This is a genomic window from Mesorhizobium sp. M0518 (genome assembly GCF_040321125.1).
GTDB lineage: Bacteria > Pseudomonadota > Alphaproteobacteria > Rhizobiales > Rhizobiaceae > Mesorhizobium.
Genome location: NZ_JAMYQY010000005.1, coordinates 1 through 26253 on the forward strand (window position 1 = coordinate 1; position 26253 = coordinate 26253).

Here is a 26253-nt window from a genome sequence, read left to right on the forward strand (position 1 = left end):
ACCACTGTGTCGCCAGATTAAAAACCACAATAAAAACAATCTACCCAAACGGGTTCTGGGGTCTTGGTTACCCGTTTTTGGTTTCTGGGGGCGCCCGTCGGGGGGCGGAAGCCGTCCGGACGCGCGCGGTCTGACTAGGTCAGCCCTGGGAGGGATCAGTTCGTGCCCTTGCCGCCGCACTTGCCGGTGGCAACATTGAAGTTGCCGCAGGACAGAGGCGCGCGCCAATCGGAGATCAGGTCCTTGGAATCAGGCAGATAGTCGGACCATTCGTCGCCCATCACCAGGCCCGGCGTGCGCGACACGGTTTCGAACTGGCCGTCGGCCTGGATTTCGCCGATCAGCACCGGCTTGGTGATGTGGTGGTTCGGCATCATCGTCGAATAGCCGCCGGTCAGGTTCGGCACCGAGACGCCGATCATGGCGTCGATGACCTTGTCCGGATCGGTGGTGCCGGCCTTCTCGACCGCCTTCACCCACATGTTGAAGCCGATATAATGGGCCTCCATCGGGTCGTTGGTGGTGCGCTTGTCGTTCTTGATGAACTTGTGCCAGTCGGCGATGAACTTCTTGTTCTCGGGCGTATCGATGCTCTCGAAATAGTTCCAGGCAGCGAGATGGCCGACCAGCGGCGCGGTGTCGAGACCGGCAAGCTCTTCCTCGCCGACCGAGAAGGCCATGACCGGAATGTCCTCGGCCTTGATGCCTTGGTTGCCGAGTTCCTTGTAGAACGGCACGTTGGCGTCGCCGTTGACGGTCGAGACGACGGCGGTCTTCTTGCCGGCCGAACCGAACTTCTTGATCGCCGAAACCTCGGTCTGCCAGTCGGAGAAGCCGAACGGCGTGTAATTGACCATGATGTCTTCCGCAGCCACGCCCTTGGCCTTCAGATAGGCTTCGAGGATCTTGTTGGTGGTGCGCGGATAGACGTAGTCGGTGCCTTCCAGCACCCAGCGCTTCACCGAACCGCCATCCTCGCTCATCAGATAGTCGACGGCCGGAATGGCCTGCTGGTTTGGCGCCGCACCGGTGTAGAACACGTTGCGCTCACTTTCCTCGCCCTCATACTGGACGGGGTAGAACAGGATGTTGTCGAGTTCCGAGAACACCGGCAGCACCGATTTGCGCGACACCGAGGTCCAGCAGCCGAACACCGCCGCGACCTTGTCCTTGGAGATCAGCTCGCGCGCCTTTTCGGCAAACAGCGGCCAGTTGGAAGCCGGATCGACAACGACCGCCTCGAGCTTCTTGCCGAGCAGGCCGCCCTTGGCGTTCTGCTCGTCGATGAGCATCAGCATGGCGTCCTTCAGCGTCGTCTCCGAAATCGCCATGGTCCCCGACAGCGAATGGAGAATGCCGACCTTGATCGTGTCGTCGGCGGCCTTCGCCGGAGCGGAGATCAACAGGCCGGCGGCGACCACGCTCGCCGAAAACATTTTTGTTATTGTCGAGAAATTACCCCTCATATGACGGACTCCCAAGCTGGTTGATTGCACCGCAACACTACAAAGCAACCCCCATGCCAACCGCTCTGGCAATCCCGAAAGGGCACAAATAAATTAGAGATATCAGCACCTTGGAATATAGAGCTTACAAAACAAAGAGAGGTGGCCAGAAATCGATTGAGGGAAATTTGCGCAGCTTTCGCAGCTGCTGCCTATTTTTCGATCATTTGCCCAATCTGCCTAGATTTTGATCTCACCATTGCCTCAGGCGACCGATGTTGCGGCGCGGTGCAAAAATAGGGCAAGCTCGCTCTTCAAGCGAGCGACGTCATGGTTTCAGGGATTTCACGCATTTTTATCGGCATACTGCTTCTGGCCGCAGCAACCGGGCCTGCGCGAGCCGATTTCAGCGACGGCAAGATGCCTGACGGCACCTATCATTGCGAAGTGTACCTGCTTGGCATGTTCCTCAGCCTCGGCGACATCACCATCAAGGGGAACGTCTACAGCGGCCCGGTCTACACCAGCCTCCGCGTCTTCGACCCCGTGCAGCAGGGCTATAACTATCAAATGGACGCAAACGGCGTGATCTCGTGGCTGGGGCCGCTGGGCGGATATACCACCGGCGGCAATTCGCTGTCGCTGACCCAGGCGACGCTCGACGGTGAAACCGCCCCTTCCTTCGACATCATCATGAAGCAGCCCGACGGCGCCTTCACCGCCTCGACCTGCACCAAGCAATGAAGCGGCAGGAAAAAAGGCGCGGAACCTTGCGGGTTCCGCGCCAGCAGTCTGTCGGGAGGATTTGACTAGATCGTCTTTGCCGACATCTGCGCGGCGATGTAGTCGGCCTGGCGGATCGCGAGCGACACGATCGTCAGGGTCGGGTTTTCGGCGGCCCCGGTGGTGAACTGGCTGCCGTCGGACACGAACAGGTTCTTGATGTCGTGCGCCTGGCCGTGCTTGTTGACGACGCCGTCTTCCGCTTTCTCGCTCATCCGGTTGGTGCCGAGATTGTGGGTCGACGGATAGGGCGGCGTCGGGAAGGTGCGGGTGGCGCCGACCGCATCGTAAAGTGCCGTAGCCTGTTTGTAGGCGTGGTTGCGCATCGCGGTGTCGTTCGGATGGTCGTCGAAATGCACGTCGGCGATCGGCATGCCGTGCGCGTCCTTTTCGTCGGTATGCAGCGTGATGCGGTTCTCCGCACGCGGCATATCCTCACCGACGATCCACAGGCCGGCCATGTGGTCGTAGTGATCGAGTGCGGTGGTGAACGAGCGCCCCCAGGCACCCGGATCGAGGAACGCCGCCATGAACGGCAGGCCGAGCGACAGCGTCTCGAACTCGTAGCCACCCACGAACCCACGAGACGGATCATGCCGCGCCTCGTCGCGGATGATGCCGGCCATAGTGGTGCCGCGATACATATGCACCGGTCTGTCGAAGATGGCATAGACCGAGCCGGTGGTGTGGCGCATGTAGTTCTTGCCGACCTGCCCCGATGAGTTGGCAAGCCCATCGGGGAATTTGCCCGATGCCGAATTGAGCAGCAGCCTTGGGCTCTCGATCGAATTGCCGGCAACCGCGACGATGCGCGCCTTCTGCTCCTGCAGCTTGCCGTCCTTGTCGGCGTAGACGATGCCGGTCACCTTTCCGCTAGCGTCGTGGTTGATCTTGATCGCCATGGCGTTCGGCCTGACTTCGAGATGGCCTGTCGCCTCGCCCTTGGGGATCTCGGTGTAGAGCGTCGACCATTTGGCGCCCCATTTGCAGCCCTGGAAGCAGAAGCCGGTCTGCTGGCAAGACATGCGGTCGTCACGATCGACCGAATTGATCGCCATGTTGCCGGTGTGGCATTCCTTGTAGCCGAGCTTGTCGGCGCCGGCCTTCAACACCTTGAAATTGTTGTTGCCCGGCAGCCGCGGCCAGTCATTGGTGCCGGTGACGCCCATCTTGGCTTCAGCCTTGGCATAGTAGGGCTCCAGCTCGGCCAGCGTGATCGGCCAATCGAGCAGGTTGGCGCCTTCCAATTTGCCGTAGGTCGACAGCGTCTTGAACTCATGCTCCTGGATGCGCAGCGAAGCTCCGGCCCAATGCGTGGTCGAACCGCCGACCGACTTGACGATCCAGGCCGGCAGGTTGGGAAAGTCCTTGGCCACACGCCAGTCACCCGACGTGGTGCGCTTGTCCGTCCAGGCGAGCTGGCTGAACGAACCCCACTCGTCATTGATGAAGTCTTCGTATTCGTGGCGCGCGCCGGCTTCCAGGATGACGACGTCGACACCCTTCTGGGCGAGTTCGTTGCCGAGCGTGCCGCCACCGGCACCCGAGCCGATGATGACGACCACGCCGTCGTTGTTCAGATCAAATGAAGCTGCCATGGTTTCCTCCCATGATTTCTGTTTGCGGGTTCAGGAACGACGGGGCTCAGAGCCACTCGATGTCGTCGAAACCGCGCGCGATGTAGCCGCCCTTGGAATAGGACTCGCCCTCGTAACCGAAGATCGGCCACACCTCTTTCTGGTTGTAGAGGCTGACGACGAGGCCGCCTCTGATGGCCTGGAAGAATGGCGTCACCTCGATTTGCTTCAGCACGGCGATCCGCTGGTCCTCCCAGCCAAGGCCGCGATAGCCGCCGCCACCGGACTTCTTGTCGAGGTCGGCGATGCCGTCCTCGAGCATCGACTTGTAGGCGGCGTCCTTGCCGGCCTGCTCGTCATGACCTTTCACGGCAATGGCGTAATATTTGTCCGGAACCTGATCGTGCGGATAGATGTCACGCGCCATCTGGATCAGCGTCGCCATGGTTTCGGGCTTGAGTGCCGATGTCTCGAGCCCCCAGGCATGTTCGGGGCTGATGACGGCGCTGCCGGAGATGACGAGCAGCGCACCGATGCCGCCGCGTCTGAGAAGCTCTCGACGGGAAAGCCCAGGCTTCGCGTCATAGATCGTGACCATTTTATTCCTCCCTGCTTGCTATGTGCGCTCTGCTCAGAACGCCGTTGCTGGCGCGCCGCCCCTCAGAGGCGGCTGCGATGTCTCCTATTGGAAGCGACCTGTGCGTTGCAGAACCTCGATCTTGTAGCCGTCGGGGTCCTCGATGAAGAAAAAGCGGGCGATCAGCGATCCGTCGCGGTTGAACTCGACGATCTTCTTCGGATTGAGGCCAAGCGCACCGAGACGGTCATGTTCGCTGTCGAGATCGGCGACCGAGACAGCGAGGTGACCGTAGCCGTCGCCGAGCCCGTAAGGCTCTTGCCGATCCTTGTTCACGGTCAGTTCGAGTTCGAACCCCGACTCTGCGTTGCTGAGGTAAATGAGCGTGAATGTCTCGAAGTCCAGCCTGTCGGCGACATCGAGCCCGAATGCATTTCTGTAGAAATCGACGGACCGGGCCTCTTCGAGAACCCGGATCATGCTGTGGATCGCCTTGGCCAAATCAGTCTCCGCTCTGGTGTGGAGACGATTATGCGCGGCACGGACAATAAGGTGGTGGCAGCCGGTTACCACGCCCGAAGCCGTGAACCGTCCTCCATCGCCAACAAGGACAAAAGTTCGATTGCCGTGGCGGCGATTTTGCCCGAGAATGCATGTGGGGACAGGTCAAGCAGTATCAAACTGCACGCCCGTCCACCCAAGACCAACAATTATGGGAGGTTTGTCGGATGTGCAGGGTGTTTGCGGGCCAGGATCCCGAAGGCTATCGCCAGATCAACCGGTCGATTCGCATCGACGGCCACTCGACCAGCATCCAGCTTGAAGGAACATTCTGGGCGTTGCTCGACGAGATCGCCGAAAACCAGAACCTGACGACGCCGAAATTCATCTCCAAGCTCTATGACGAAGCCATAGAGATCAACGGCGCCATCCCGAACTTTGCGTCGATGCTGCGCACCACCTGCGCGCTCTATTTGCGCGGCCATCGGCCGGGAATGGATGAGCAGATGGTGCCGAAGCGGGAGGCCGCTTAGCGTATTGCGCTCAGCTGAGTTCTTGGGCGAGCCCGATGAGAAGCCCTCCAGGCCCTCGAATGTAACATAGCCGATACACGTCTCTATACTGGACGACTTCGCCTTCGAGCCGCGCACCGCGATTGCGGAGCCTTTCGAGCGTCCCGTCAATGTCGTCCACAGTGAACATGACGCGGAGGTAGCCCAGGGCGTTTACCGGGGCGTTGCGGTGATCCGCGACGACAGGCGGCGTGAGGAAACGGGACAGTTCGAGCCGGCTGTGGCCGTCCGGCGTCCGCATCATGGCAATCTCGACGCGCTGATCGCCCAGTCCAGTGACACGTCCGGCCCATTCTCCTTCGATCGTAGCCCGCCCTTCGAGCTCAAGGCCGAGCTCGCCAAAGAAACCAATCGTCTCTTCAAGGTCATCGACGACGATTCCTATGTTGTCCATCCGTTTGAGCGCCATGGTTTTTAGTCTACAAGGTGTCGTCCAGGTCGTAAACTCATTAGCCTGCTTGCCAGCTGAGCAAGTATGATCAAGGGATCTTGAGAGCCTGGTGATGCGTCGCGGTGGGCCTGGCATTGACCGCGACCTCGAACGCCACCCGGTCAGTGGCTGGTTCCTGATTCATGCCTGATGGCACGACGCTGTTTCTATCGGTCCAGCATCCGGGCAGGTAGGCCGGATGCTTCGCGGGATCGTGGCCCGACTTTCGGGCAGCCATCCGGCTTCAACAACACACCCAGACCCGATCGGCAGTCGACCGAACCCTCGCTAACGATTTTGTGATGTGGTTGACGAGGTCATTTTCATCTCGCAGTCTATCGGCATTCGATCTGCGGATTAAACTAACTATCGTTGTCATGATTACTTGGGCGTCACTTCCCGGGTGCGTTCTCTTATTTTCGAGATTCCTAATATGAACCATCGCAATCCTGTTCGAATGAATCGGCGTCTTTTCCTGTCCTCGGTCGCAATATTTACGGCAACCGCGACATCGGCCGGTTTTACGCGATCGTTCTCGGGCACTTTGCCCTGGACGCCAATGGCATCCGATCCACCCGCGCAGGTCGTGGCCGGCGGCTGGCACTTTTTCTCAGCCCAGGAAGCAGCCCTTGTCGAGGCGATCGTCGACCGCATCATTCCGGCCGACGAGCTCAGCATGGGCGGCAAGGAAGCCGGTTGCGCCGTCTATATCGACAGGCAGTTGATGGGGGCGTTCGGAGTGTCGAGCCGGCTTTACACGCAAGGCCCGTTTCTGCCTGGACTGCCCACCCAGGGCTATCAGGGCGAGGCCAATCCGGCGCAGCGTTACCGCACCGGGCTTGCCGCCATCGACGCCTTCCTGAAACAGCGGGACGGCAAGACATTCGTCGAGCTCGCATCGGCCGAACAGGATGCCTTCCTGACGGCAATGGAGGCCGGGAAAGTCGACCTGCCCAATGGCGTCAAGGGTCCCGGTTTCTTCGGGCTTCTGCTGCAGAACACCATGGAAGGGTTTTTTGCCGACCCCGTCTATGGCGGCAACAAGGACATGGTCTCGTGGCGCATGCTTGGTTTTCCAGGTGCCCGCTACGACTACCGCGACCATGTCAGCAAACACAATCAGCCATATCCGCAGCCGCCTGTCTCGATCATCGGGCGTCCCGAATGGCTCGGCAAAGGCGCCTGATCATGACCAAGATACTGCCTCGCAAAGACGTCGTGATCGTCGGCCTCGGCTGGACGGGATCCATTCTGGCCCACGAATTGACCGATCAGGGCCTGGACGTGGTGGCCATAGAGCGCGGCCCCTGGCGCGACACGGCAACCGATTTCAACATCGGCTATGCGCAGGACGAGTTGCGCTACAGCATCCGGCGCGACCTCTTCCTGCAGCCGACCGTCGAAACCATGACGGTGCGCAATGACCCGTCGCAGAAGGCGCTGCCGATGCGCGATTTCGGCTCCTTTCTCCCCGGCAACGGCGTCGGCGGCGCCGGCGTCCACTGGAACGGCCACACCTGGCGGTTCTGGGATTCGGACTTTCAGATAAAGACCAATCTGACGAAGAAATATGGTGCATCGAGAATCGCCGATCTCCAGGTCGAGGACTGGGGCGTGACCGGCGCGGAGATGGAGCCCTATTACGACCAGTTCGAGTATCTGGCAGGCATCTCGGGCAAGGCCGGCAATATCAAGGGGCACTTGCAGGAAGGTGGCAATCCGTTCGAGGATCCAAGGTCGCGGGATTATCCGAACCCGCCGATGCAGATGACCTACGCGCCAACCCTGTTCGCCGAGGTTGGCCGGTCGATCGGCCTGCATCCCTTCCCGACCCCATCCGCCAACATGTCGCGGGCCTATGTCAACCCGCTCGGCATCGCCATGGGTCAATGCACCTATTGCGGGTTCTGCGAACGCTTCGGCTGTGCCAACTATTCGAAGTCGAGCGCCCAGACCACCGTCCTTCCCGTGCTGATGAAGAAGTCGAATTTCGAGGTTCGCACCGACAGCGAGGTGCTGCATGTCGATCTGGCCCCCGGAGGCAAGTCGGCGCGCGGCGTCACCTATGTCGATACGTCAGGCGAGGAATATTTCCAGCCGGCCGATCTGGTGCTGCTGTGCGCCTACGGCCTGCACAATGCCCGGCTGATGATGCTGTCCGGCATCGGCAAGATCTACGACCCCGGCAGTGGCGAAGGAACGGTTGGGCGCAATTACTGCTACCAGACAAATGCCGGCGTGCAGGTGTTCTTCGACGACAAGAACTTCAACCCGTTCATCGCCGCCGGCGCGCTCGGCCAGACGATCGACGATTACAATGGTGACGCGTTCGACCACGGCGCGCTGGACTTCGTCGGCGGCGCGGGCATCAACTGCATTCCCACCAACGGGCGCCCGATCGGAACCAGGCCGACCTTGCCCGGCACGCCGAAATGGGGCAGCGCCTGGAAGAAGGCAACGGTCGAGGGTTACAGGAGCACGCTTGGCTACTCGTCCCAGGGAAGCAGTTACGCGACGCGCAACAACTACCTCGACCTCGACCCGACCTACAAGGACCGTTTCGGTCGTCCGCTGATGCGCATGACGTTTGATTTTCCCGACAATGACATCCGCATGTCGAACTATGTCTGCGACCGGATGGAGGAAATCGCCAAGGCACTCGGCGGCAAGCAGTACGCCGTCGGCCGCCGCAAGAAGGGCTGGGACAGCGTCCCCTACCAGAGCACCCACAATACGGGCGGCGCCATCATGGGAACGGACCCGAAGAAGAGCGCGGTCAACACCTTCCTCCAAAGCTGGGACGTCCCCAATGTCTTCGTCATCGGCGCGTCGGCCTTCCCGCAGAATGCCGGCAAGAACCCGACAGGAACCGTCGGCGCGCTCGCTTTCCGCGCCGCCGATGCCATCCGCAATCAATATCTGCGCAATCCCGGTGCACCGCTGGTGCAGGCATGAACAAGCTCGTTTTCACGCTCGCCATCGGCGCCGCGGCCCTCAACGCGGGCCCGGCACGGAGTGCCGACCAGGCGGACCAGATCATACGTGGACAGTATCAGGCCGTGCTCGGCGACTGCGCAGGCTGTCATACGCAGGCCGGGGGCAAACCGCTGGCTGGCGGACTGCCGCTCGAGACGCCGTTCGGCATGCTTGTCCCGCCCAACATAACCCCCGACGGCGAAACGGGCATCGGCAATTGGTCGGAAGCCGATTTCCGCAGCATGATGAAGTCAGGCGTCGGCCACAATGGCGTGCGGCTCTACCCCGCAATGCCCTACCCCGCCTATACCAGGATGAACGATCGGGACATTTCCGACCTGTGGGCCTATCTGACGACGGTTGAACCGGTATCGAATAAGGTCGAGGCCAATCAGCTGCCCTTCCCGTTGAACATCCGGCTGGCGATGCTGGGCTGGAATGTCCTCAACTTTACCGAGGCAAGCTTTCAGCCGGATTCCTCCAAGTCGGCGGAGTGGAATCGCGGCGCCTATATCGTCCAGGGCGCAGGACATTGCGGCACCTGCCACTCGCCCAAATCTTTCCTTGGCGCCGACAAGGACAGCGAGTTCCTGCAAGGTGCCTCCCTGCAAGGCTGGTTTGCCCCCGACATCACCAACAACGCGCAATCGGGCCTTGGAAAATGGTCTCAGGAGGATCTGGTCCAATACCTCAAGACCGGCGTCAACGCGCATTCGATTGCATCAGGTCCGATGGCGGAGGCCATCGAGAACTCCACGTCGAAAATGACCGATCCCGATCTCAAGGCGGTTGCAGTCTACCTCAAGAGCCTGGGCTCGGATGTCGACAGCGTCCAACCGGCAAAGCCTGACGCGACACGGATGGCAACGGGCGAGGCAATCTATCGCGACAATTGCTCGGCTTGCCATGGTGGAGATGGTGCCGGGTCAGGCGTGCTTTTCCCTTCCCTTGCCGGCAATTCGATCGTCGCGCAGGGCAGTTCCGAAACATTGGCCCGGCTCGTCCTTGCCGGCAGCCAGGCCGTGCACACGGCTGATGCACCGACTACGCCCGCCATGCCCTCCCTGGCCTGGCGCCTGAAGGACCAGGAGGTCGCCGACGTCCTGACCTATGTGCGCGCCAGCTGGGGCAACGCCGCCCCGGCGGTCTCCTCTGACGATGTCGCTGCCGTACGCAAGGGGCTGACCCGGTAGACCCGTACTCTAGCTCTCTGCTGCGACAGCGAGCGCCAGACGGCTCATGTCTGCGAACAATTCCTGGCGCTCGGAATAGTCGGTCTGTTCGCCGGTCTCGATGTTGTCGACCACGACACACATCGACAGCGCACGCGCTCCGAAATGCTCCGATATGCGATAGAGCGCGCTGGTTTCCATATCCACGGCCAGGGCTCCTTCCGCCCGCGCAACGGCAAAACGGGCGCGCCCTTCCGGGTGATAGAAGATGTCGCTGCACACCGTCAGGCCGGCATGATGGTCGATGCCGAATTCTACCGCCTTGGCCAGTGACGATGCGAGGAGCGCCGGGTCGGGGCCAGCGGGTCCATAAAGGCCGAAAACCTGGCCGCTCTGGGCGCTTTCCGCCTGTGCCGATTGTGAGATGACAAGGCTGCGCAGTTTTGCCTTTGCGGTCAGGCTGCCGCAGGTGCCGGTGCGGATCAAGGTCCGGGCGCCATAATGGTCCAGCAGTTCATGCGCATAGATCAGAAATGATGAAACGCCGATGCCCGTCGCCTGAATGCTGATGGACTTGCCACGAAACAGCCCGGTGAAGCCAAGCGTGCCGCGGCGGCGATTGATGCAGCGCGGCGCTTCCAGGAACGTTTGCGCCATCCACTCGGCACGCTGCGGATCACCCGGCAACAACACCGTGTCGGCGTAGTCGTCCTTGTCCGCTTCGTTGTGCGGCGTCACAAGTTGCTCCCCTAAGCCTTCCTGCCGTTTCACCCGCAATCATGGCGTTGTCACGGCGTTGTGCAAGGAGGAACATGGGAAAGGCTCTAAGACTCCAGCACGTCCTTGACGATCGTCGCCAGTTGCTTGAGCGAAAACGGCTTGGGCAGAAAGCCGAAATGCGCATCCGCCGGGAGGTTTCTGGCGAATGCGTCCTCGGCGTAGCCGGACACGAAGACGAACTTGATGTCCGGCTGGCGCTTGCGCAATTCACCAAGCAGTGTCGGTCCGTCCATTTCCGGCATGACTACGTCGGAAACGACGATATCGACCTTGCCGCCCAGCGCCTCGAACACTTCCAGCGCCTCGACGCCCGACGATGCCTCGTGCACGGTGTAGCCACGCGAGGTCAGCGCCCGCATGCCGCCCATGCGCACGGCATCCTCGTCCTCGACGAGCAGCACCGTGGCCGAGCCCGACAGATCCTTGGCCGGATCGGCGACCTTTGCCGGCGCTGCCGGCGCATCGCCGGGCTCGCCTGCTTTTTTCGCTTCGGCGATGTGACGCGGCAGGAAAATGCGGAAAGTCGAGCCTTTGCCGACTTCGGAATCGCAGAAGATGAAGCCGCCGGTCTGCTTGATGATGCCGTAGACCATCGACAGACCAAGGCCGGTGCCCTTGCCGACTTCCTTGGTGGTGAAGAAGGGCTCGAAAATCTTCTTCAGCACGTCGGGCGCGATGCCGCTGCCGGTGTCCTCGACTTCGACCACGACATAGTCCGCCGGGGCGAGTTCGCGGTAGGAAAAGGCCTTGCACTCCTCGGCGGTCACATTGCGGGTGCGCACGGTGAGATCGCCGCCCGCCGGCATTGCGTCGCGCGCGTTGACCGCAAGATTGACCACCACCTGCTCGAACTGCCCGATATCGACCTTGACCGGCCACAGGTCGCGGCCATGGTCGACCTTCAGCTTGATGTCGTTGCCGACCAGGCGGGCGAGCAGCATCCTGAGATCGGCGAGTACGTCGGTCAGGTTGAGCACTTCCGGTCGCAATGTCTGCTTGCGCGAGAAGGCCAGAAGCTGCCGCACCAGCGAAGCCGCCCGGTTGGCGTTCTGCTTGATGTTCATGATGTCGGGGAAGGACGGGTCCGACGGGCGGTGGTTGGTCAACAAAAGGTCGGACGCCATGATGATGGCAGTCAGCACATTGTTGAAATCATGCGCGATGCCGCCGGCAAGCTGGCCGACCGCCTGCATCTTCTGGCTTTGCGCCATCTGCCCTTCGAGCGCTTTCTGCTCCGTTGTCTCGACGGCGTAGACGATGGCCGACTCCTCGGCCCCCTCGCCGCCGGTGCCGTCGGCGACGGCGTTGACGTAGAAGCGGATGTGCCGTTCGTCGTTGCCAGGCAAAAGCGTGTCGATCGGCTCGATGTCGGCCTGCCGCTGCTGCGCTTTCTCGAAGGCAGCCGCGAAGGCCGGCCGGTCGCGTTCGTGGATCACCGTGTCGAGCCTTACGCGACGGTCGACGGCGTCGCGATCGACGACAGACGAAAACAGCGACAGGAACGGCGCATTGGTACGCAGGATGCGCCCATTGTGGTCGACGCCGGCGATCGCCATCGGTGTCGAGTTGAAGAAGCGGGTGAAGCGCACTTCCGAAGCCCGCAAATCGGCAGAGGCATCCTCGCCTTGCGTGCGGTTGAGCACGATCGTGCGTGTCGGCCCGTTCAATCCTTCGCGGCTGGCCGAAACGCGGTGCATGAAGCGCACCGGCAGCGCTTCGCCCGTCGTGGTCGTCAGGTCGAGATCTATCACCGCGTTGCGTGTGGTGCCGGGGTCGGCCTTGACCGAGCGGACCAGCGCCATGCCGTCGCCAGCCACGATCTCCGACAGAGACACGGCGCCGGGCGTGAAGCTGGTGAGGTCGATGCCCAGCCATTCGGCGAGCGTGGCGTTGATATAGGTGACGCGGCCCTCCTGGTCGGCCGAAAAGAAGCCGGCCGGCGCGTGGTCGAGATGATCGATCGCCTTCTGCAGGTCGAGGAAGAAGCGCTCCTGCTCGGCCCGCTCCTGCGAGATGTCGGCAAGCTGCCAGGCCAGCATCGGCAGCCGCTGGCCTGGAACGCTGAAGGCGCGGGCGCGTGCCCGGTACCAGCGGGCGCCAGGCTCGGCACCGGGCCGAATGGACTGTGCGAGCCTAAACTCGCCGTCGCCCGGCTGGCCGTCGCGCAGGCCGGATGCCAGGCGATAGATCGTCACCGAGGCTTCGGGGACATCCGAGAGCAATCCCTCGACGGTCTTCAGGTCGGCAGCGGACGATGCTCCGGTCATATCCGCATAGGCGCGATTGGCGTAGACGACGCGGCCCTTGGTGTCGGTGACGAGAAGCCCCTGCGACATCGAATCGACGAAGGATTTCGACAGTTCGTCGCCTGTCGAGCGTGGCGTGACCTGCACGAAGCCGATCGCCGTCGCGAACAGGAAGCCGACGCCGATCATCGCCAGCACGCCGAGCATGCCGAGCAGGAAAGGATCGCCGAGGCGCTCGCGGAAAAGCCCGAAGACGATCGCCGCCCCCGTCAGAACGACGATGAAAATGATAAGCCGGGTGACCGCGCCGGGTCGCGTATTCTGGTCGACGATCGGTACCGGATAGAAATCGCCGCGCGCTTCCTTGGCCATGTGCCCCCTGCTCGTGAATTCCGGTGTTCCGACACCCGCCCCTAGCGGGTTGAATCACATTCTCCTAGTCCGGAAAAGGCCTGGGCGGCAAATGTCGGATAAAAATGATGTCTTCCAGGCTTCGGAGTTTTTCTAGCTGTTCACCAGCGTGAAACGCAACTTGCGGTGGCCCGCTGCAACGGTCTAGTGTCTCTTCACTTCCAAGGGCGATCAGGGGAACCCAATGCAATGGCTCGATAGCGTGGCAGGTCCCGGTTATGCCGCAGCATTGTTGTGGACGTTTGCAGCGCTTGTCCTGCTGGTTATCGTTCTCGTTATCATCAAGCTGGTGCGCAACCTGACATTCGGAACCTTCGTCGCCGGTGGCCGGAACCGCAAGACGCGACTGGCCGTCATGGATGCCACCGCCGTCGACAGCCATCGCCGGCTGGTGCTGATACGCCGTGACGATATCGAGCACCTGCTTCTGATCGGCGGCCCGACCGACGTCGTCGTCGAGCGCGATATCCGACTTTCGGCGCTACGCCGGCCGGCATTGACCGGAGATGGCGGCTTGCAGCCGGTTCCGGCCGCCGCGGCCCCGGCAAGACCGCGTCCGCCGCAACCCGCTCCGCCGCCGGCGAGACAGGCTCCCGCTCCACAGCCGGTGAACACGACGCCACCCGCCCGCCCGCGTACAACAGCGCCGCCGGCACCTGCACCGAAGCCGGCAACGCAAAGCTATCAGCCGACCAATGTCACGCCGTTGCCTGCCTACGGCTCCGCCAACGCCAACACCGCCCGGCACGCGCCGCCACCACCGCAGCCGGTGCAGGACAGCATCGACGACACGCTGATGAGGGAACTCGAAGTGTCGCTGGATCAGCCCCGTTCGGGCGGCCCGGTGGGCAAGCCGGCGGCGCCGCAGTCGCTCGACGACGAGATGACCAAGCTTCTCGGCGAACTCTCCAGTCAGAAGAGATGAGCAACTGCCGGGTCGCTATCCCCGCGGAAAACATCGTCGCCGGTCTACTGGTCTACTGCCGAACCACCTCGTCCGAAGCGCCAAATATCAAGGGTTTACTGCCTTCGCCCGCCCTGAGCGGTGGATGCCGCACCAATAAAAATGGCCGGAAAACCGGCCATTTCAGAATCGAGTTCGTTCGATGACAGCCGGCCGTGAGCCGCCGGCCTGACCTTCAGTCGTCGCGATAGACTTTTTCGCGGCGCTCATGCCGCTCCTGCGCTTCGATCGACAATGTCGCGATCGGACGTGCATCGAGCCGCTTCAGCGCGATCGGCTCGCCGGTCTCTTCGCAATAGCCGTAAGTGCCTTCGTCGATGCGCTGCAGGGCGGAGTCGATCTTTGCAATGAGCTTGCGCTGACGGTCGCGGGCCCTGAGTTCGATGGCACGGTCGGTTTCCGAAGAGGCGCGATCGGCCAGATCGGGGTGGTTGGCGTTCTCTTGCTGCAGGATTTCCAGTGTTTCGCGCGCTTCGCGCAATATGTCACTCTTCCAGGTGACGAGCTTTGAGCGGAAGTAGGATTTCTGCCGCTCGTTCATGAACGGCTCGTCTTCGGAGGGTACGTAATCGGCGGTAACGATGTCGTTCATTCGACTCACCCAAACTGCCCCAATTTTGGCGCCTATATATTCGTCGTCCGACGCCTGCACAAGCGCAATCGGCCGCTGTCTCACGCAATTGTTAAAGTACCCGTCACGCGTCTCTGCGGCCGCGTACGGTCGCTTTGGTACAAAATTCGCCGAGACACTTTCGATCCGGTGGCACATGCTTTCCGAGATTGCCGTGACCCCGGGGGCCGATACGCAAGAGACCTTTGCAGCAAGCAGCATTGGGTGATTCGCCGTGTTGAAGAGCACGGGCCATTGTGCGCAACGCCGTTCTCGTGGCTAATCCGGGACGCTTCGGCATTCGGAGGTTGGGTGAGCAGGCTTTATCTGTTGCGACATGCAAAGGCTGGCTGGGCACTGCCCGGCATGCGGGATTTCGATCGCCCGCTCGATGCGTCCGGCCGCGCCGATGCCGAAATGGTGGGGGCCGCCATGCGCTCCCGCCTCTATGTTCCGGACCGGACGCTCTGCTCCAATGCCAAGCGCGCCAAGGAGACGCTGGAAGGCCTGGCCGGCCAGACCGACACCGGCCGGGTTCTGTTCTTCGACGCGCTCTACAGCGCGGACGCGGCCGGGTACCTCCACCTTATCCGCGACAATGGCGGATCAGGCTCATTGCTGGTCATTGGCCACAACCCGATGATGGAAGACCTCACCATGGCAGTTTCGGGCGACGGCGACGAGACTGCGCGGGTCACGCTGAACCATGGGTTCCCGACCGCGGGCCTGGCAGTCGTCCGCTTTGACGGCGATCTTGCCAGCGCCGCCCAAGGCGCCGGCTATCTCGAAGCGTTCCTGACGCCGGCCGATCTCTGAAGCCATTTCAAAGCCTGGTAGCAGAGCCTATATCGGACGGACCGAAGTTCGAGAGAGCATATTTTGGCATCATCGCTGACCACCTTCACCGACGAGGCGAGGATTGCCCTCGACACGCTGTCGGGCCGCGCCACCGGGCTTTTTTCCCCATCGCTGCGCCTCGGCGTGACGGGATTGTCCCGCGCCGGCAAAACGGTGTTCATATCGGCCCTTGTCCACAATTTGATCCATGGCGGCCGCCTGCCGCTGTTCGAGGCGCAGAAATCTGGGCGCATCGCCCGCGCCTTCCTCGAGCAGCAGCCGGACGACGCGGTGCCGCGTTTCCAGTACGAGGACCACATCGCCGCCCTGGTCAACGATCGTGCCTGGCCCGATTCGACGCGCGCCATTTCGGAACTGCGGCTGACCATCGAATATGAATCGGCTTCCGGCTGGAGCCGCATGTTTTCCTCCGGCAGATTGTCGGTCGATATCGTCGACTATCCCGGCGAATGGCTGCTCGATCTGCCGCTGCTCGGCAAATCCTTTGCCGATTTTTCGCACGAAGCCTTTGAAATGGCCGTTCTGCCGGTGCGCGAGGACCTTTCGCAGGGCTGGCGGGCGTTGTCGTCCGGGATCGATCCGAACGCCGACGCCGACGAGATGACGGCGCGCCGCCTGGCCGAAAGCTTCGCCGCCTATCTGAAGGCCTGCAAGCTCGACGAGCGGGCGCTTTCGACCTTGCCGCCCGGCCGTTTCCTGATGCCGGGCGATCTCGAAGGCTCGCCGGCACTGACCTTCGCGCCCTTGGCCGGGATCGGCGACAGGCGTCCGCGCCCGGGGTCGCTGCACGCCATGATGGACAGGCGCTATGAGGCCTACAAGACGCATGTCGTCAAACCCTTCTTCCGCGAACACATCACCCGCCTCGATCGCCAGATCGTGCTGATCGACGCCATGCAGGCGCTGAACGCCGGCCCCGGCGCCATGGCCGACCTGGAACGCGCGGTAACCGAGATCCTCAGCTGTTTCCGACCCGGCCGGGGCAGCTTCCTCACCGATCTGTTCTCGCGGCGCATCGACCGCATCCTGGTTGCCGCGACCAAGGCCGACCATCTGCATCACGAAAGCCATGACCGGCTGCAGGCGATCGTGCGGCGGCTTGCCGACCGCGCCGTGGCACGGGCGAATTTCACCGGCGCCGATGTCGATGTGGTCGCCATGGCGGCGGTGCGCGCGACGCGCGAAGGCGCCGTCAAGCAAGGCCGAGAGACGTTGCCAGTCATTATCGGCACGCCGATCGCCGGCGAGAAGATCAATGGCGCAACCTTCGATGGAAAGACTGAAACAGCCATATTTCCCGGTGATTTACCGGAGAAAATTGATGCGGTTTTTGATCTTTCGGGAGCCGATCACAAGCAGGATGCCGCGGACCCTGCAATCCGCTTCGTCCGTTTCCGTCCCCCAAAGCTAGAACGCACGGCCGAAGGTATCACCCTGTCGCTGCCGCATATCAGGCTCGACCGTGCCTTGCAGTTCCTGATCGGAGATCATCTGGCATGACTGCGCCCCGCAAGCCGGCAGCGTTCCGCATCGAGCCGGAAGCCGAACCAAGGCAAGAGGCGCCGCAGGCGCGCCGTGCCCAGGCCGATGCCCAGCGCAAACCCCGCGCGATGAAGGCCGATGTCGCGATGGTCATCCCGGCGGAAGTCGATGTCTTCGACGAGCCTGACATCATTGCCGCGGAGCCGCCGCCGGCGATCGCCCCCAGAAAACGCTCACTGCTCGGCAGCATCTTCTTCGGCGCCTTTGGCGTGCTGGTTTCGCTAGCTGTCGGCCTGTGGACCGACCAGCTCATACGCGACCTCTTCGCGCGCGCCGAATGGCTGGGCTGGCTGGCCGCGGGCATGGCTGCCATCGCCGTGCTGGCGCTTATGGTGATCCTGATTCGCGAGTTCCTGGCGATCGCCCGCCTTGCCGAGGTCGAAAAACTGCAGAAGCGTGCGCTCGACGCGATCGCCCGCGACGATCCCAAGGCTGCACGATCGGTCGTCGACGAATTGTCGGCCTTTGTCGCGGCCAAACCCGAAACCGCGGCCGGCCGGCGCGCGCTGGCCGAACTGCGCGGCGAAATCATCGACGGCGGCAATCTCGTGCGCCTGGCCGAGGCTGAAATTCTCGGACCACTCGATGCCAGGGCGAAGGTGATGATTCTCGAAGCCGCCAAACGCGTTTCGCTGGTGACGGCGGTCAGTCCACGCGCACTGGTCGATGTCGCCTATGTCGTGTTCGAGGCCGGGCGGCTTATTCGCCGCCTGTCAGAACTCTATGGCGGACGGCCGGGAACGCTGGGTTTCTTCCGCCTGGCGCGCAGCGTGCTGGCGCATCTGGCGGTTACCGGCTCGATCGCGATCGGCGACAGTTTCGTCCAGCAGATCGTCGGCCACGGCCTGGCCGCGCGCCTTTCGGCCAAGCTTGGCGAGGGCGTCGTCAACGGCATGATGACGGCACGCATCGGCATTGCCGCGATGGAGACGGCGCGACCCCTGCCCTTCAGCGCCGCCAAGCGTCCCGGATTGGGCGACTTCCTCTCGGCGCTGACATCGTTCGCAACCAGGAAAGACGGTGAAACGACCCATCCGGCAAGTGAGCCGGGCTGAAGTGTCTGGATCTTCGGAATTGTTACCGGACTGCTTTGCGGCGGCCCCGCGGTGACGAAGCATTAACCAATCTTGTTCATGGTCAGACGGGTTCCAAACAGCATCTTTGTTGCCGGGTGTCGTCGATGAAAAGCGTAATTCTATCCAGCGTCCTGCCCTTGGCAACGGTGATTACGGCAGTCGTCGGCATTGCCGGAGTGGCCTCTGCGGCGGAGCCGGACAAGCAGTTCTTCCAGTCCGCCGAAGGCAAGTGGATCGGTCCCGGCGAAATCGTCGCCGGCAAATACAAAGGCACGAAGTTCAACTGCAGCTTCACCGGCTCGACGCCCGACGGCAAGGTCGGCATGTCGCTCGACGGCGGCTGTCGGGTCGGCATGTTCACCCAACCGATGTCGGCCAAGATCGAGCGCAAGGGCCGTGAGGGCTACAAGGGCAGCTTCATGGGTGGCGCGACCGGTTCCGGCCTCGACATCATCGGCGGCAACGTCGTCGATGCCCGCAAAGTGGTCTTTACCATCAACCGCAACCAGCTGCGCGGCGTCATGCAGGCTCGCATCCCTGACGACAATTCGATGACGGTGACTATTGCCGTGCGCGTCGACGACCAGCTGGTGCCGGTGATCGGCATGAGCCTGAAGCGCGTCGACGCGGTCGAAGTCGGCTCCATCGCGCCGAACTGAACAATTCAAAAGAAAAGGCGGCCGCCACCCGGTCGCCGCCTCGTTTGATCCAATCGAATCAGGGCGTTAGCCTTTGATCGTGGCCGTCAGTTCGTCATAGGCCTTGCAGGAGTCGGCCAATGTCGTAGCGCCCTGATACTTGGTTGTCACCGCCTGGACCTTGGCCGTCAGATCAGCCGCTTTGGACGGGTCCTTGGTAATCGCTTCCTGAAGTGCTGCAGCCATGTCCTGCGCCTTCTTGGTCGCGATCTCCGCCGTGCACTCAGGCGCCTTCGAGCAAGCCGAACCGGCAAGCACCGCCAGGCCGACGGCAACAAACAAAAACTTCTTCATGTCAGTCATCTCCTCAAAAAGGGCGCGACTTGATCGTCGATCACCCTCCAATGGCCGAAGCCGAGCGTCCTTAGCCTTCGATTGCGGCAAGATGCAACGTGTTCCCGGCCTCAACTTGTGTATCGCGCCTGCAACATCGGCGGCGGCCCGGATTCAGGCTATTTTATCAGCGGCAGCAAAGTTCAGCTGCGCGGCTGCAGCAGCGCCAAGACGGCGGTCGATGCGGCAAGGATAGCAGTCAGAGTCAAAGGCCCAGTCGCGCCATAGGTGTCCACGACATAGCCGCCGACAACCGCGCCGATGGTGATGGCAATTTGGAAAGAGGTGACCATCAGGCTGCCCGCTGCCTCCAGCGCATCAGGCGCCGCGCGCGACATATTGGTCGGCAGCACCACCGGCGCCATGCCAAAGGCGAAACCCCACAGCGTAACGAAGCCGAAGGCAACGCCGATATGCGAGCCCCAAAGCACCAAAGTAAGTGCCGCAACCGCCATCAACGCTGCGGTGACTGCGAGGGCCATGTGGATGTTGGTGTCGGCCATGCGGCCGCCGGCAACATTACCGATCACGGCAGCGATGCCAAACCCGAGCAGAGCCAGGGCAATCGGTCCGGTTGTAAGGAGTGTCACCTGTTCGAGGAAGGGACGCACATAGACCGAGCCGGCAAAATGCCCCGTCATCAGCAAAACAATAGCCAACATGCCGAGTTGGATGCCGCGCCGCCGGGTCAGCCGAAATACATCTGCAAGGCTGTTGCTTGCCGTTGCAGGCAAGGTCGGCAGGCTGAGAAACTGCAGCAGCATGGCAAGCGCGGCCAGCCCCGCCGTCATGGCCATGGCACTGCGCCACCCTATCCAGTCACTGATCAGCGCGCCCATCGACGGTGCGGCAATGGTGGCAAGCGAGACGCCGAGGGTGACGATCGCCATGCCCCGACCTGTCGCATTGGCGCCAACCAGCCTCGCCACGACGGCGACCGAAAGTGCCCAGAAAGCGCTGAGAGCGATGCCCAGTCCGGCCCGGCCCAACAGCAACAGCCAGAAATCGGTCGCCAGCGCCGCCAGGATATTGGAACCGACCGCAAGGGCGCTGAGACCAACCAGCACCGCCTTGCGGTTCAAGCGGCCGATGAGAACATTGCTCAACATGGCCGTCACGGCGCCGACGGAAGCGGTGGCGGTGACGACCTGGCCGGCCGTCCCCTCGCTGATGCCGAGATCGCGTGCCATTGGCGTCAGCAGACCTGCGGGCAGGAATTCGGCAGACACCAGGGCAAAGCTGGTGGCCGCCAATGAAATGACCGCGAACCAAGTGGCTGCGCTCCACGCGGCTGGTGCATCGGCATCAAGGCCAATCGCCGCGTCTTCAAGCTGTAATGTTGTGTCAGTCACGGAAAGATCTCCAAAGTTTGGAGGTCTTAAATAGGCGAGTCCGCTCGGATGATATGTATCTTAGAATCCGAAATTCATGTCCGTTCGTCCGGGAATTGTGCGACGCACAACGCCCGGCGAGACATTGGTGATGCGCTTGAACGCTCGCGCGAAGGATGCCTCGGAATCATAGCCCAAACGGGTAGCGACTTCGGCAACCGACAAGCCGTTTTGGCCCAGCAATTCGCGGGCAAGCTGCATACGCAGGCGGGCGAGATAGTGTGCGGCACCCTCTCCCAATACCGCACTGAAACGCTCGGCGAAAATCGAACGCGATTGGCCTGCCACGCCGGCCAGGCTTCCCAGCGTCCAGTTGTGGCCGGGGTCGCGGTGCATGGCCGCCAAAGCGCGGCCTATATGGGGGTCGCGGATGGCTGCGAGCCAACCGGTGGTCGAGGCTCCGTTGCAATTGACCCAGCAGCGTATGAGCCGGGCCGTTAGCAAGTCGGCCATACGCGACAGAATCGTGGCGCTGCCCATCTGCGGTTGCGAGGCCTCCACCGTCATGGCCGCCAGCAAAGGACCGACGACCGGGTCATTGCCGGCCACGTCGCAACCCTTGATGACAGGCGGCATCAACGTGATCAATGGGTTGAGCGCATAGGAGTCCAAGGCCATGGAGCCGCAGAAAAGGGTGCTCGTCGCTCCCGTTCCTTGCCGTACCACTTCGCAGACGTTGCCCCCCAACTTGATCACCTGGCAACCTTCGAGCGAGTCCCCTGCAACGTCCGGCGCGCTGGCCAGCCGATGGGCGATGCCTTGCGGCAGCAGCACCAGATCGCCATCGCGCAACTCCTGCCAGCCTTGCGATTCAGTATGAATCCAGCACGGGCCCTGGCCGACAAAGTGAAACCGAAGCAGCTGTTGTTGCGGAAAGTCTATGCTCCATGGGTGCCGGAGCTCGCAGCGACCATAGTTGACACCACTCAAGCGAAAGTCTTGTAAAACTTCGCTGAGCGCATCCATCGGGATATGTGGCGTCGAAGACGGCCGGGACGAATAGTCAGGCATATACGAGATATAGATGCCGAACGTCCGACAGGCAAGCGGGGACCGTTGTTCCACCAGGGGAATCGCTGCAACGGCACCCTACCTTTCCCGGCAGATTTCTCGCCTTGCCTCCCGCTCCAACTGCATGCAAGGAGTGCTGCGAGACACAGGGACAAGAGGCATGGCGGCGGAAGCATCGGGCAGTGATCTGGTTCAGGTGGTGGCGCTGCTTGCTGCCGGCGTCGTCGCCGTCCCCATCTTCAAGCGCATGGGCCTCGGCTCGATTCTCGGCTATCTGGCCGCCGGCGTGGTGATCGGCCCGTTCGGCCTCGGCGTCTTTTCCGAATCGGAAGCCATTCTTCATGTCGCCGAACTCGGCGTTGTGATGTTCCTGTTCATCATCGGGCTGGAAATGCAGCCATCGCGGCTCTGGGGCCTGCGCCGTGAGATATTCGGCCTCGGCGCGCTGCAGGTCGGCGTCTGCGCGCTGCTGCTGACCGGTGTCGGCATGGCTGGAGGGTTTCCGATCGCACAATCCTTCGTCGCCGGCGCCGGCTTCGTGCTGACTTCGACAGCGATCGTCATGCAACTTCTCGAGGAACGCGGTGAAATCGCCGCCCCGAAAGGCCAGCGCATCGTATCGGTCCTGCTGTTTGAAGACCTAGCCATCGTACCGCTGCTGGCCCTGATCGCGTTCCTGGCGCCCGGTGGGGCCGACACCAGCCTGTCGGAGCGGCTGACCGAGGTCGGCATCGGGCTCGCCGCGATCGTCGGCCTGGTGGTGGCAGGCCGCTATCTGCTCAATCCGTTCTTCCGCATCCTGGCGGATGCCCGTGCCCGCGAGGTGATGACGGCGGCAGCGCTCCTGGTCGTTCTCGGATCCGCCCTCGCCATGCAGCTCAGCGGCCTGTCGATGGCGATGGGTGCCTTCCTGGCCGGCGTGCTTTTGTCCGAATCGACCTTCCGCCATCAGCTCGAAGCTGACATCGAACCCTTCCGCGGCATCCTGCTCGGTCTGTTCTTTCTCGCGGTGGGCATGTCGCTCGACCTGCATGTGGTCGCGGCGAACTGGCGGCTGATCGCCCTTTATGTCGTCGCCTACATGGTGATGAAGGCGTTCGGCATCTACATCGTCGCCCGCATCCTGAAATCAGGCCACCGCGAAGCCCTGGAGCGCGCGGTCTTCATGGCACAAGGCGGCGAATTCGCCTTTGTCCTCTACTCGGCGGCCGCGGCGGTCGGCATCATCGACGGCAACGCCAACGCGACGCTGACGGCGATCGTCATCATCTCCATGGTGCTGACGCCGCTGGCGATCATCGCCTTGCGCTATCTGACGCCGCGCGACGAGCAGTCGCTCGACGGCGTCGATGTCGCCGATGGCCTGACCGGCAGCGTGCTGGTCATCGGCTTCGGCCGCTTCGGCCAGATCGCGAGCCAGCCGCTGCTGCTGCGCGGCATCGACGTCTCGATCATCGACAATGATGTCGAAATGATCCAGGCGGCGGCCGATTTCGGCTTCAAGGTCTACTATGGCGACGGCACGCGACTGGACATCCTGCATGCCGCCGGTGCCGGCCGGGCGCGTGCCGTGCTGATCTGCGTCGACAAGGCCGATGTGGGTGTTCGCATCGCCCAGCTGATCAAGGCCGAATTCCCACTGCTCACAGTGCTGGCCCGCGCATTCGACCGTGGAACGGCGCTGCAGCTCATTCGTGCCGGCGTCGACTACCAACTGCGCGAAACCTTCGAATCCGCACTTGTTTTCGGTGGCTCGGCACTGGAATCGCTGGGCGTCGACCCCGAAGACGTGGCTGAAACGATCGAAGACGTCAGGCGCCGCGACACCGATCGCTTCGAAACCCAGCTTGCCGAAGGCATTCGCGCCGGACAGCGCTTCCTGAGAGGCAATATCGGCACGCCGATTCCGACACCGCTCTCCACGCCGCGCCGGCCTGGTCAGGCACTCAATGAAGAAACCGCGGGTGTGCTGCACAAGTCCGAACCCGCCGATTGAGCAAGGAACTATGCATGGAATTGGACAGCCGGGCCCTATCGGTCACCAAATTCTGGCGCGATGCCGGCGAGGATGCCTGGTTCGAGAAGAACGAAGCATTCGATGCCGAGTTCCGCGACCGCTTTCTCGGCCTGCACTATGCCGCCGCTCGGCGTGAATGCGACGACTGGCTGGAACATGCCGAAGGCGCGCTGGCGCTGATGATCCTGCTCGATCAGTTTCCGCGGAACTGTTTTCGCGGCACCGGCCATATGTACGCGACCGATCCGCTCGCCAGATATTTCGCAGAGAGGGCGGTCGCGGCCGGCCATGACCTGGCACTCGAGGAAGAACTCCGCGTTTTCCTCTACCTGCCGTACGAGCATTCGGAACTGCTGGCCGACCAGGACATTTCGGTCGAGCTGACGCAGGCCAGGGCCGAGCCCTACCTGAAATACGCTGTCGAACACCGCGATATCATTCAGCATTTCGGCCGTTTTCCGCATCGAAACAAGATGCTTGGCCGCGAAACCACGGTGCAGGAGCAGGCGTTCCTGGATGGTGGCGGCTTCTCTGGCTGAAGATCCGGCTACTGCCTCGTCCGGACCTCAGGCCAGCCACCAATCCCGGCCGGACGACAATCGCTCGATGCCTGAAGTATCGACGGCGACCAGGCGGTCGGTGATGCTGCGGCCGCTGACAACCAGGCTGGGCGCGATCTCGGCCAGCGGCGCCAGCACGAAGGCGCGCTCCAGCATGCGCGGATGCGGCACCTCCAGCCCGGTCTCGTGGATGACGCGGTCGCCGAACACCAGAATGTCGATGTCGATCAGCCGCGGCCCCCAGCGCTCCTCGCGCACCCGCTTCAGCTTGCGCTCCGCATCGAGGCAGAGGTCGAGCAAGGCACGCGGTGCAAGCACGGTGGAAATCTCGGCGGCCGCATTGAGAAAATCCGGCTGATCGAGCTTGCCCCAGGGCGGCGTGCGATAAAGCGACGAGACGCCGGTGACGCGCGTATCCGCGTCGGCATCCAGCATTCGCAGCGCCGCGCCCATGGATTTCGCCGGATCGCCAAGATTGCCGCCAAGGCTGAGATAAACGGTACTATTCGGGCCAGACAACGGTCACCTCGACATAATCGAGCACGCCGGGCACCGGTGCGTTCGGCTTGCGCACCGTGATCTCGGCTTTCTTTATCTGCGGAAAACGCGCCGTCAGCGCACGGGCCACTTCGAGCGCCAGCGACTCGATCAGAAAACGGCGCTGCCCGGTGATGATCTTTTCAATGACGGTGAATGCAATGCCGTAATGGACCGTATCCTCGATGGAATCCTCGGCAAGCGCCCGGCCCGGATCGACGGTGAGAACGGCATCGACATAGAAGCGCTGGCCGAGCCTTTCCTCCTCGTCCAGCACGCCGTGCCGGGCAAAGAAAGCGCAGTTCTTCATGCGGATGACATACATCGCTCAGTTTCTCGCCCGGTCCGTCTGACGCGCCAGCATAGCATCCGCAAGCGCCAAAGCGTCCACGTTGAATGCGACATCGTGGACGCGAAACAGATCGGCGCCCTGGAGCCTCAATATAACGCTGGTCGCCGCTGTTCCGACCCCTCTGTCGGCGGCATCACGGCCGGTGACCGTGCCGATGAAGCGTTTTCGCGACGTACCGACCATCAGCGGCAAGCCGAGTGCATGCAATTCCGAAAAGCGTGCCATCAGGTCGAGATTTTCCTCCGCCGTCTCCTTGGCGAATCCGAAACCGGGATCGAGCACGATACGATCGTCGGCGATGCCGTTCTGGCGGGCGATTTCCAGCGACTTTCGCAGGAACGTCAGTTGATCGGCAACCGCATCCGGGAGCTTCTGGCGATCCCGCCCGGTATGCATGATGACAAGCCCGGCGCCGGTGTCGGCGGCGACACGCGCAATATCGGGCTCGCGCTGCAAACCCCAGACATCGTTGACGATATGCGCGCCGGCGGCAACCGCCAGCCGCGCCGTGTCGGCGCGATAGGTGTCGACCGAAATCAGCACCTCGCTCACGCCCGCCAGCGCTTCGATCACAGGCAGGATGCGGTCCTGTTCCTGGCTGGCCGATACCGCGGCGGCACCTGGGCGCGTCGATTCTCCGCCGACATCGACGACCCGTGCGCCTTCCCCGATCATGCGGCGCGCCTGGGCCAGCGCCCTTTCAGGGGCGTCGAACTGGCCGCCATCGGAAAAGCTATCGGGCGTGACATTGAGGATGCCGACGACCACGGCCTTGCCGCCAAGGTCGAGATGGCGCCCATGCGCCAACTGCCATCGCCTGGCCGTCATTGCTCA

General features: G+C 62.3%; 26 protein-coding genes. 12 read left to right on the forward strand and 14 right to left on the reverse strand.

From position 1 onward, the window contains the following. Positions 1-155: 155 nt before the first annotated feature. The gene (gene urtA / locus NKI66_RS08460; protein ID WP_245273273.1) at positions 156-1436 is read right to left on the reverse strand and encodes an urea ABC transporter substrate-binding protein; all 1281 of its coding nucleotides are present in this window, start codon (positions 1434-1436) and stop codon (positions 156-158) included. Positions 1437-1775: 339 nt separating this feature from the next. Between urtA and NKI66_RS08465 the strand changes: the two genes are divergently transcribed. Further along, a complete protein-coding gene (locus NKI66_RS08465; protein ID WP_023813011.1) occupies positions 1776-2189 on the forward strand; it encodes a hypothetical protein in 414 nt (137 codons plus the stop codon). Positions 2190-2254: 65 nt separating this feature from the next. Here NKI66_RS08465 and NKI66_RS08470 read toward each other — a convergent pair whose 3' ends face one another. The 3 genes from NKI66_RS08470 to NKI66_RS08480 form a co-directional block, all read right to left on the reverse strand. Next, positions 2255-3826: a GMC family oxidoreductase gene (locus NKI66_RS08470; protein WP_023813012.1), complete on the reverse strand. Its 1572-nt coding sequence runs from the start codon at positions 3824-3826 to the stop codon at positions 2255-2257. A gap of 46 nt (positions 3827-3872) precedes the next feature. After that, entirely contained in the window at positions 3873-4403 is a 531-nt protein-coding gene (locus NKI66_RS08475) for a twin-arginine translocation pathway signal (RefSeq protein WP_023813013.1), read from the reverse strand. 84 nt (positions 4404-4487) lie between these two features. Then, complete coding sequence (locus NKI66_RS08480; protein WP_023813014.1) at positions 4488-4883, reverse strand: VOC family protein; 396 nt, start codon at positions 4881-4883, stop codon at positions 4488-4490. Positions 4884-5110: 227 nt separating this feature from the next. Here NKI66_RS08480 and NKI66_RS08485 point away from each other — a divergent pair, with 227 nt between their 5' ends. Then, the gene (locus tag NKI66_RS08485) at positions 5111-5416 is read left to right on the forward strand and encodes a ribbon-helix-helix domain-containing protein (RefSeq protein ID WP_023813015.1); all 306 of its coding nucleotides are present in this window, start codon (positions 5111-5113) and stop codon (positions 5414-5416) included. A gap of 10 nt (positions 5417-5426) precedes the next feature. On the opposite strand, the gene NKI66_RS08490 is transcribed toward NKI66_RS08485, so the two are convergent. Further along, positions 5427-5864 (reverse strand): VOC family protein, encoded by a 438-nt coding sequence (locus NKI66_RS08490; protein ID WP_023813016.1) that lies wholly within the window; start codon positions 5862-5864, stop codon positions 5427-5429. 580 nt (positions 5865-6444) lie between these two features. On the opposite strand from NKI66_RS08490, the gene NKI66_RS08495 reads away from it, so the two are divergent. The 3 genes from NKI66_RS08495 to NKI66_RS08505 are packed head-to-tail and all read left to right on the forward strand — an operon-like array spanning position 6445 to position 10054. Beyond that, complete coding sequence (locus NKI66_RS08495) at positions 6445-7071, forward strand: gluconate 2-dehydrogenase subunit 3 family protein (protein ID WP_245273274.1); 627 nt, start codon at positions 6445-6447, stop codon at positions 7069-7071. Between the two features lie 2 nt (positions 7072-7073). After that, positions 7074-8840 (forward strand): GMC family oxidoreductase, encoded by a 1767-nt coding sequence (locus tag NKI66_RS08500; protein ID WP_023813018.1) that lies wholly within the window; start codon positions 7074-7076, stop codon positions 8838-8840. Continuing rightward, the gene (locus NKI66_RS08505; protein WP_023813019.1) at positions 8837-10054 is read left to right on the forward strand and encodes a cytochrome c; all 1218 of its coding nucleotides are present in this window, start codon (positions 8837-8839) and stop codon (positions 10052-10054) included. Before NKI66_RS08500 ends, NKI66_RS08505 begins: the two co-directional genes overlap by 4 nt. Positions 10055-10063: 9 nt before the next feature. Here the strand turns inward: NKI66_RS08505 and NKI66_RS08510 are convergent, their stop codons facing one another. Next, on the reverse strand, positions 10064-10771 hold the full coding sequence (locus tag NKI66_RS08510) for a purine-nucleoside phosphorylase (RefSeq protein ID WP_023813020.1): 708 nt from the start codon (positions 10769-10771) through the stop codon (positions 10064-10066). Positions 10772-10857: 86 nt separating this feature from the next. Further along, positions 10858-13431 (reverse strand): cell cycle histidine kinase CckA, encoded by a 2574-nt coding sequence (cckA, locus tag NKI66_RS08515; RefSeq protein ID WP_023813021.1) that lies wholly within the window; start codon positions 13429-13431, stop codon positions 10858-10860. 223 nt (positions 13432-13654) lie between these two features. Between cckA and NKI66_RS08520 the strand changes: the two genes are divergently transcribed. Further along, entirely contained in the window at positions 13655-14395 is a 741-nt protein-coding gene (locus NKI66_RS08520) for a hypothetical protein (RefSeq protein WP_352440300.1), read from the forward strand. A 214-nt stretch (positions 14396-14609) separates the two neighbouring features. On the opposite strand, the gene dksA is transcribed toward NKI66_RS08520, so the two are convergent. Then, positions 14610-15026: an RNA polymerase-binding protein DksA gene (dksA, locus tag NKI66_RS08525; RefSeq protein ID WP_023813023.1), complete on the reverse strand. Its 417-nt coding sequence runs from the start codon at positions 15024-15026 to the stop codon at positions 14610-14612. A 330-nt stretch (positions 15027-15356) separates the two neighbouring features. Here dksA and NKI66_RS08530 point away from each other — a divergent pair, with 330 nt between their 5' ends. The 4 genes from NKI66_RS08530 to NKI66_RS08545 all read left to right on the forward strand — a co-directional run bounded on the left by NKI66_RS08530 (position 15357) and on the right by NKI66_RS08545 (position 19179). Next, positions 15357-15860 carry a SixA phosphatase family protein gene (locus tag NKI66_RS08530; RefSeq protein WP_352440299.1) on the forward strand — a complete coding sequence of 168 codons (504 nt, stop codon included), beginning with the start codon at positions 15357-15359 and terminating at the stop codon, positions 15858-15860. Positions 15861-15923: 63 nt separating this feature from the next. Beyond that, entirely contained in the window at positions 15924-17402 is a 1479-nt protein-coding gene (locus tag NKI66_RS08535) for a YcjX family GTP-binding protein (RefSeq protein ID WP_352720145.1), read from the forward strand. Beyond that, positions 17399-18499, forward strand: a complete 1101-nt coding sequence (locus NKI66_RS08540) for a YcjF family protein (RefSeq protein ID WP_352720146.1) — start codon at positions 17399-17401, stop codon at positions 18497-18499. Before NKI66_RS08535 ends, NKI66_RS08540 begins: the two co-directional genes overlap by 4 nt. Before the next feature lie 125 nt (positions 18500-18624). Beyond that, positions 18625-19179 (forward strand): hypothetical protein, encoded by a 555-nt coding sequence (locus tag NKI66_RS08545; RefSeq protein ID WP_023813027.1) that lies wholly within the window; start codon positions 18625-18627, stop codon positions 19177-19179. 66 nt (positions 19180-19245) lie between these two features. Here NKI66_RS08545 and NKI66_RS08550 read toward each other — a convergent pair whose 3' ends face one another. From NKI66_RS08550 to NKI66_RS08560, 3 genes are all read right to left on the reverse strand, one after another. Continuing rightward, positions 19246-19512 (reverse strand): hypothetical protein, encoded by a 267-nt coding sequence (locus NKI66_RS08550; RefSeq protein ID WP_127295927.1) that lies wholly within the window; start codon positions 19510-19512, stop codon positions 19246-19248. Positions 19513-19694: 182 nt separating this feature from the next. After that, positions 19695-20903, reverse strand: coding sequence for an MFS transporter (locus tag NKI66_RS08555; protein WP_352440296.1), 1209 nt, complete (start codon positions 20901-20903; stop codon positions 19695-19697). 60 nt (positions 20904-20963) lie between these two features. Next, positions 20964-21953 (reverse strand): AraC family transcriptional regulator, encoded by a 990-nt coding sequence (locus tag NKI66_RS08560; protein ID WP_352751418.1) that lies wholly within the window; start codon positions 21951-21953, stop codon positions 20964-20966. Positions 21954-22113: 160 nt separating this feature from the next. Here NKI66_RS08560 and NKI66_RS08565 point away from each other — a divergent pair, with 160 nt between their 5' ends. Both NKI66_RS08565 and NKI66_RS08570 read left to right on the forward strand, forming a co-directional pair. Continuing rightward, entirely contained in the window at positions 22114-23949 is a 1836-nt protein-coding gene (locus NKI66_RS08565; protein ID WP_023813031.1) for a monovalent cation:proton antiporter-2 (CPA2) family protein, read from the forward strand. A gap of 14 nt (positions 23950-23963) precedes the next feature. After that, entirely contained in the window at positions 23964-24509 is a 546-nt protein-coding gene (locus tag NKI66_RS08570; RefSeq protein WP_023813032.1) for a DUF924 family protein, read from the forward strand. Positions 24510-24536: 27 nt separating this feature from the next. Here the strand turns inward: NKI66_RS08570 and folK are convergent, their stop codons facing one another. Genes folK through folP form a run of 3 tightly spaced genes read right to left on the reverse strand, consistent with a single transcriptional unit; the run spans position 24537 to position 26247 of the window. Continuing rightward, a complete protein-coding gene (folK, locus tag NKI66_RS08575) occupies positions 24537-25049 on the reverse strand; it encodes a 2-amino-4-hydroxy-6-hydroxymethyldihydropteridine diphosphokinase (protein ID WP_023813033.1) in 513 nt (170 codons plus the stop codon). Next, positions 25033-25392 (reverse strand): dihydroneopterin aldolase, encoded by a 360-nt coding sequence (gene folB, locus NKI66_RS08580; RefSeq protein WP_023813034.1) that lies wholly within the window; start codon positions 25390-25392, stop codon positions 25033-25035. Before folB ends, folK begins: the two co-directional genes overlap by 17 nt. 3 nt (positions 25393-25395) lie before the next feature. Then, positions 25396-26247 carry a dihydropteroate synthase gene (gene folP, locus NKI66_RS08585; RefSeq protein WP_352751420.1) on the reverse strand — a complete coding sequence of 284 codons (852 nt, stop codon included), beginning with the start codon at positions 26245-26247 and terminating at the stop codon, positions 25396-25398. Between the last annotated feature and the right edge of the window lie 6 nt (positions 26248-26253).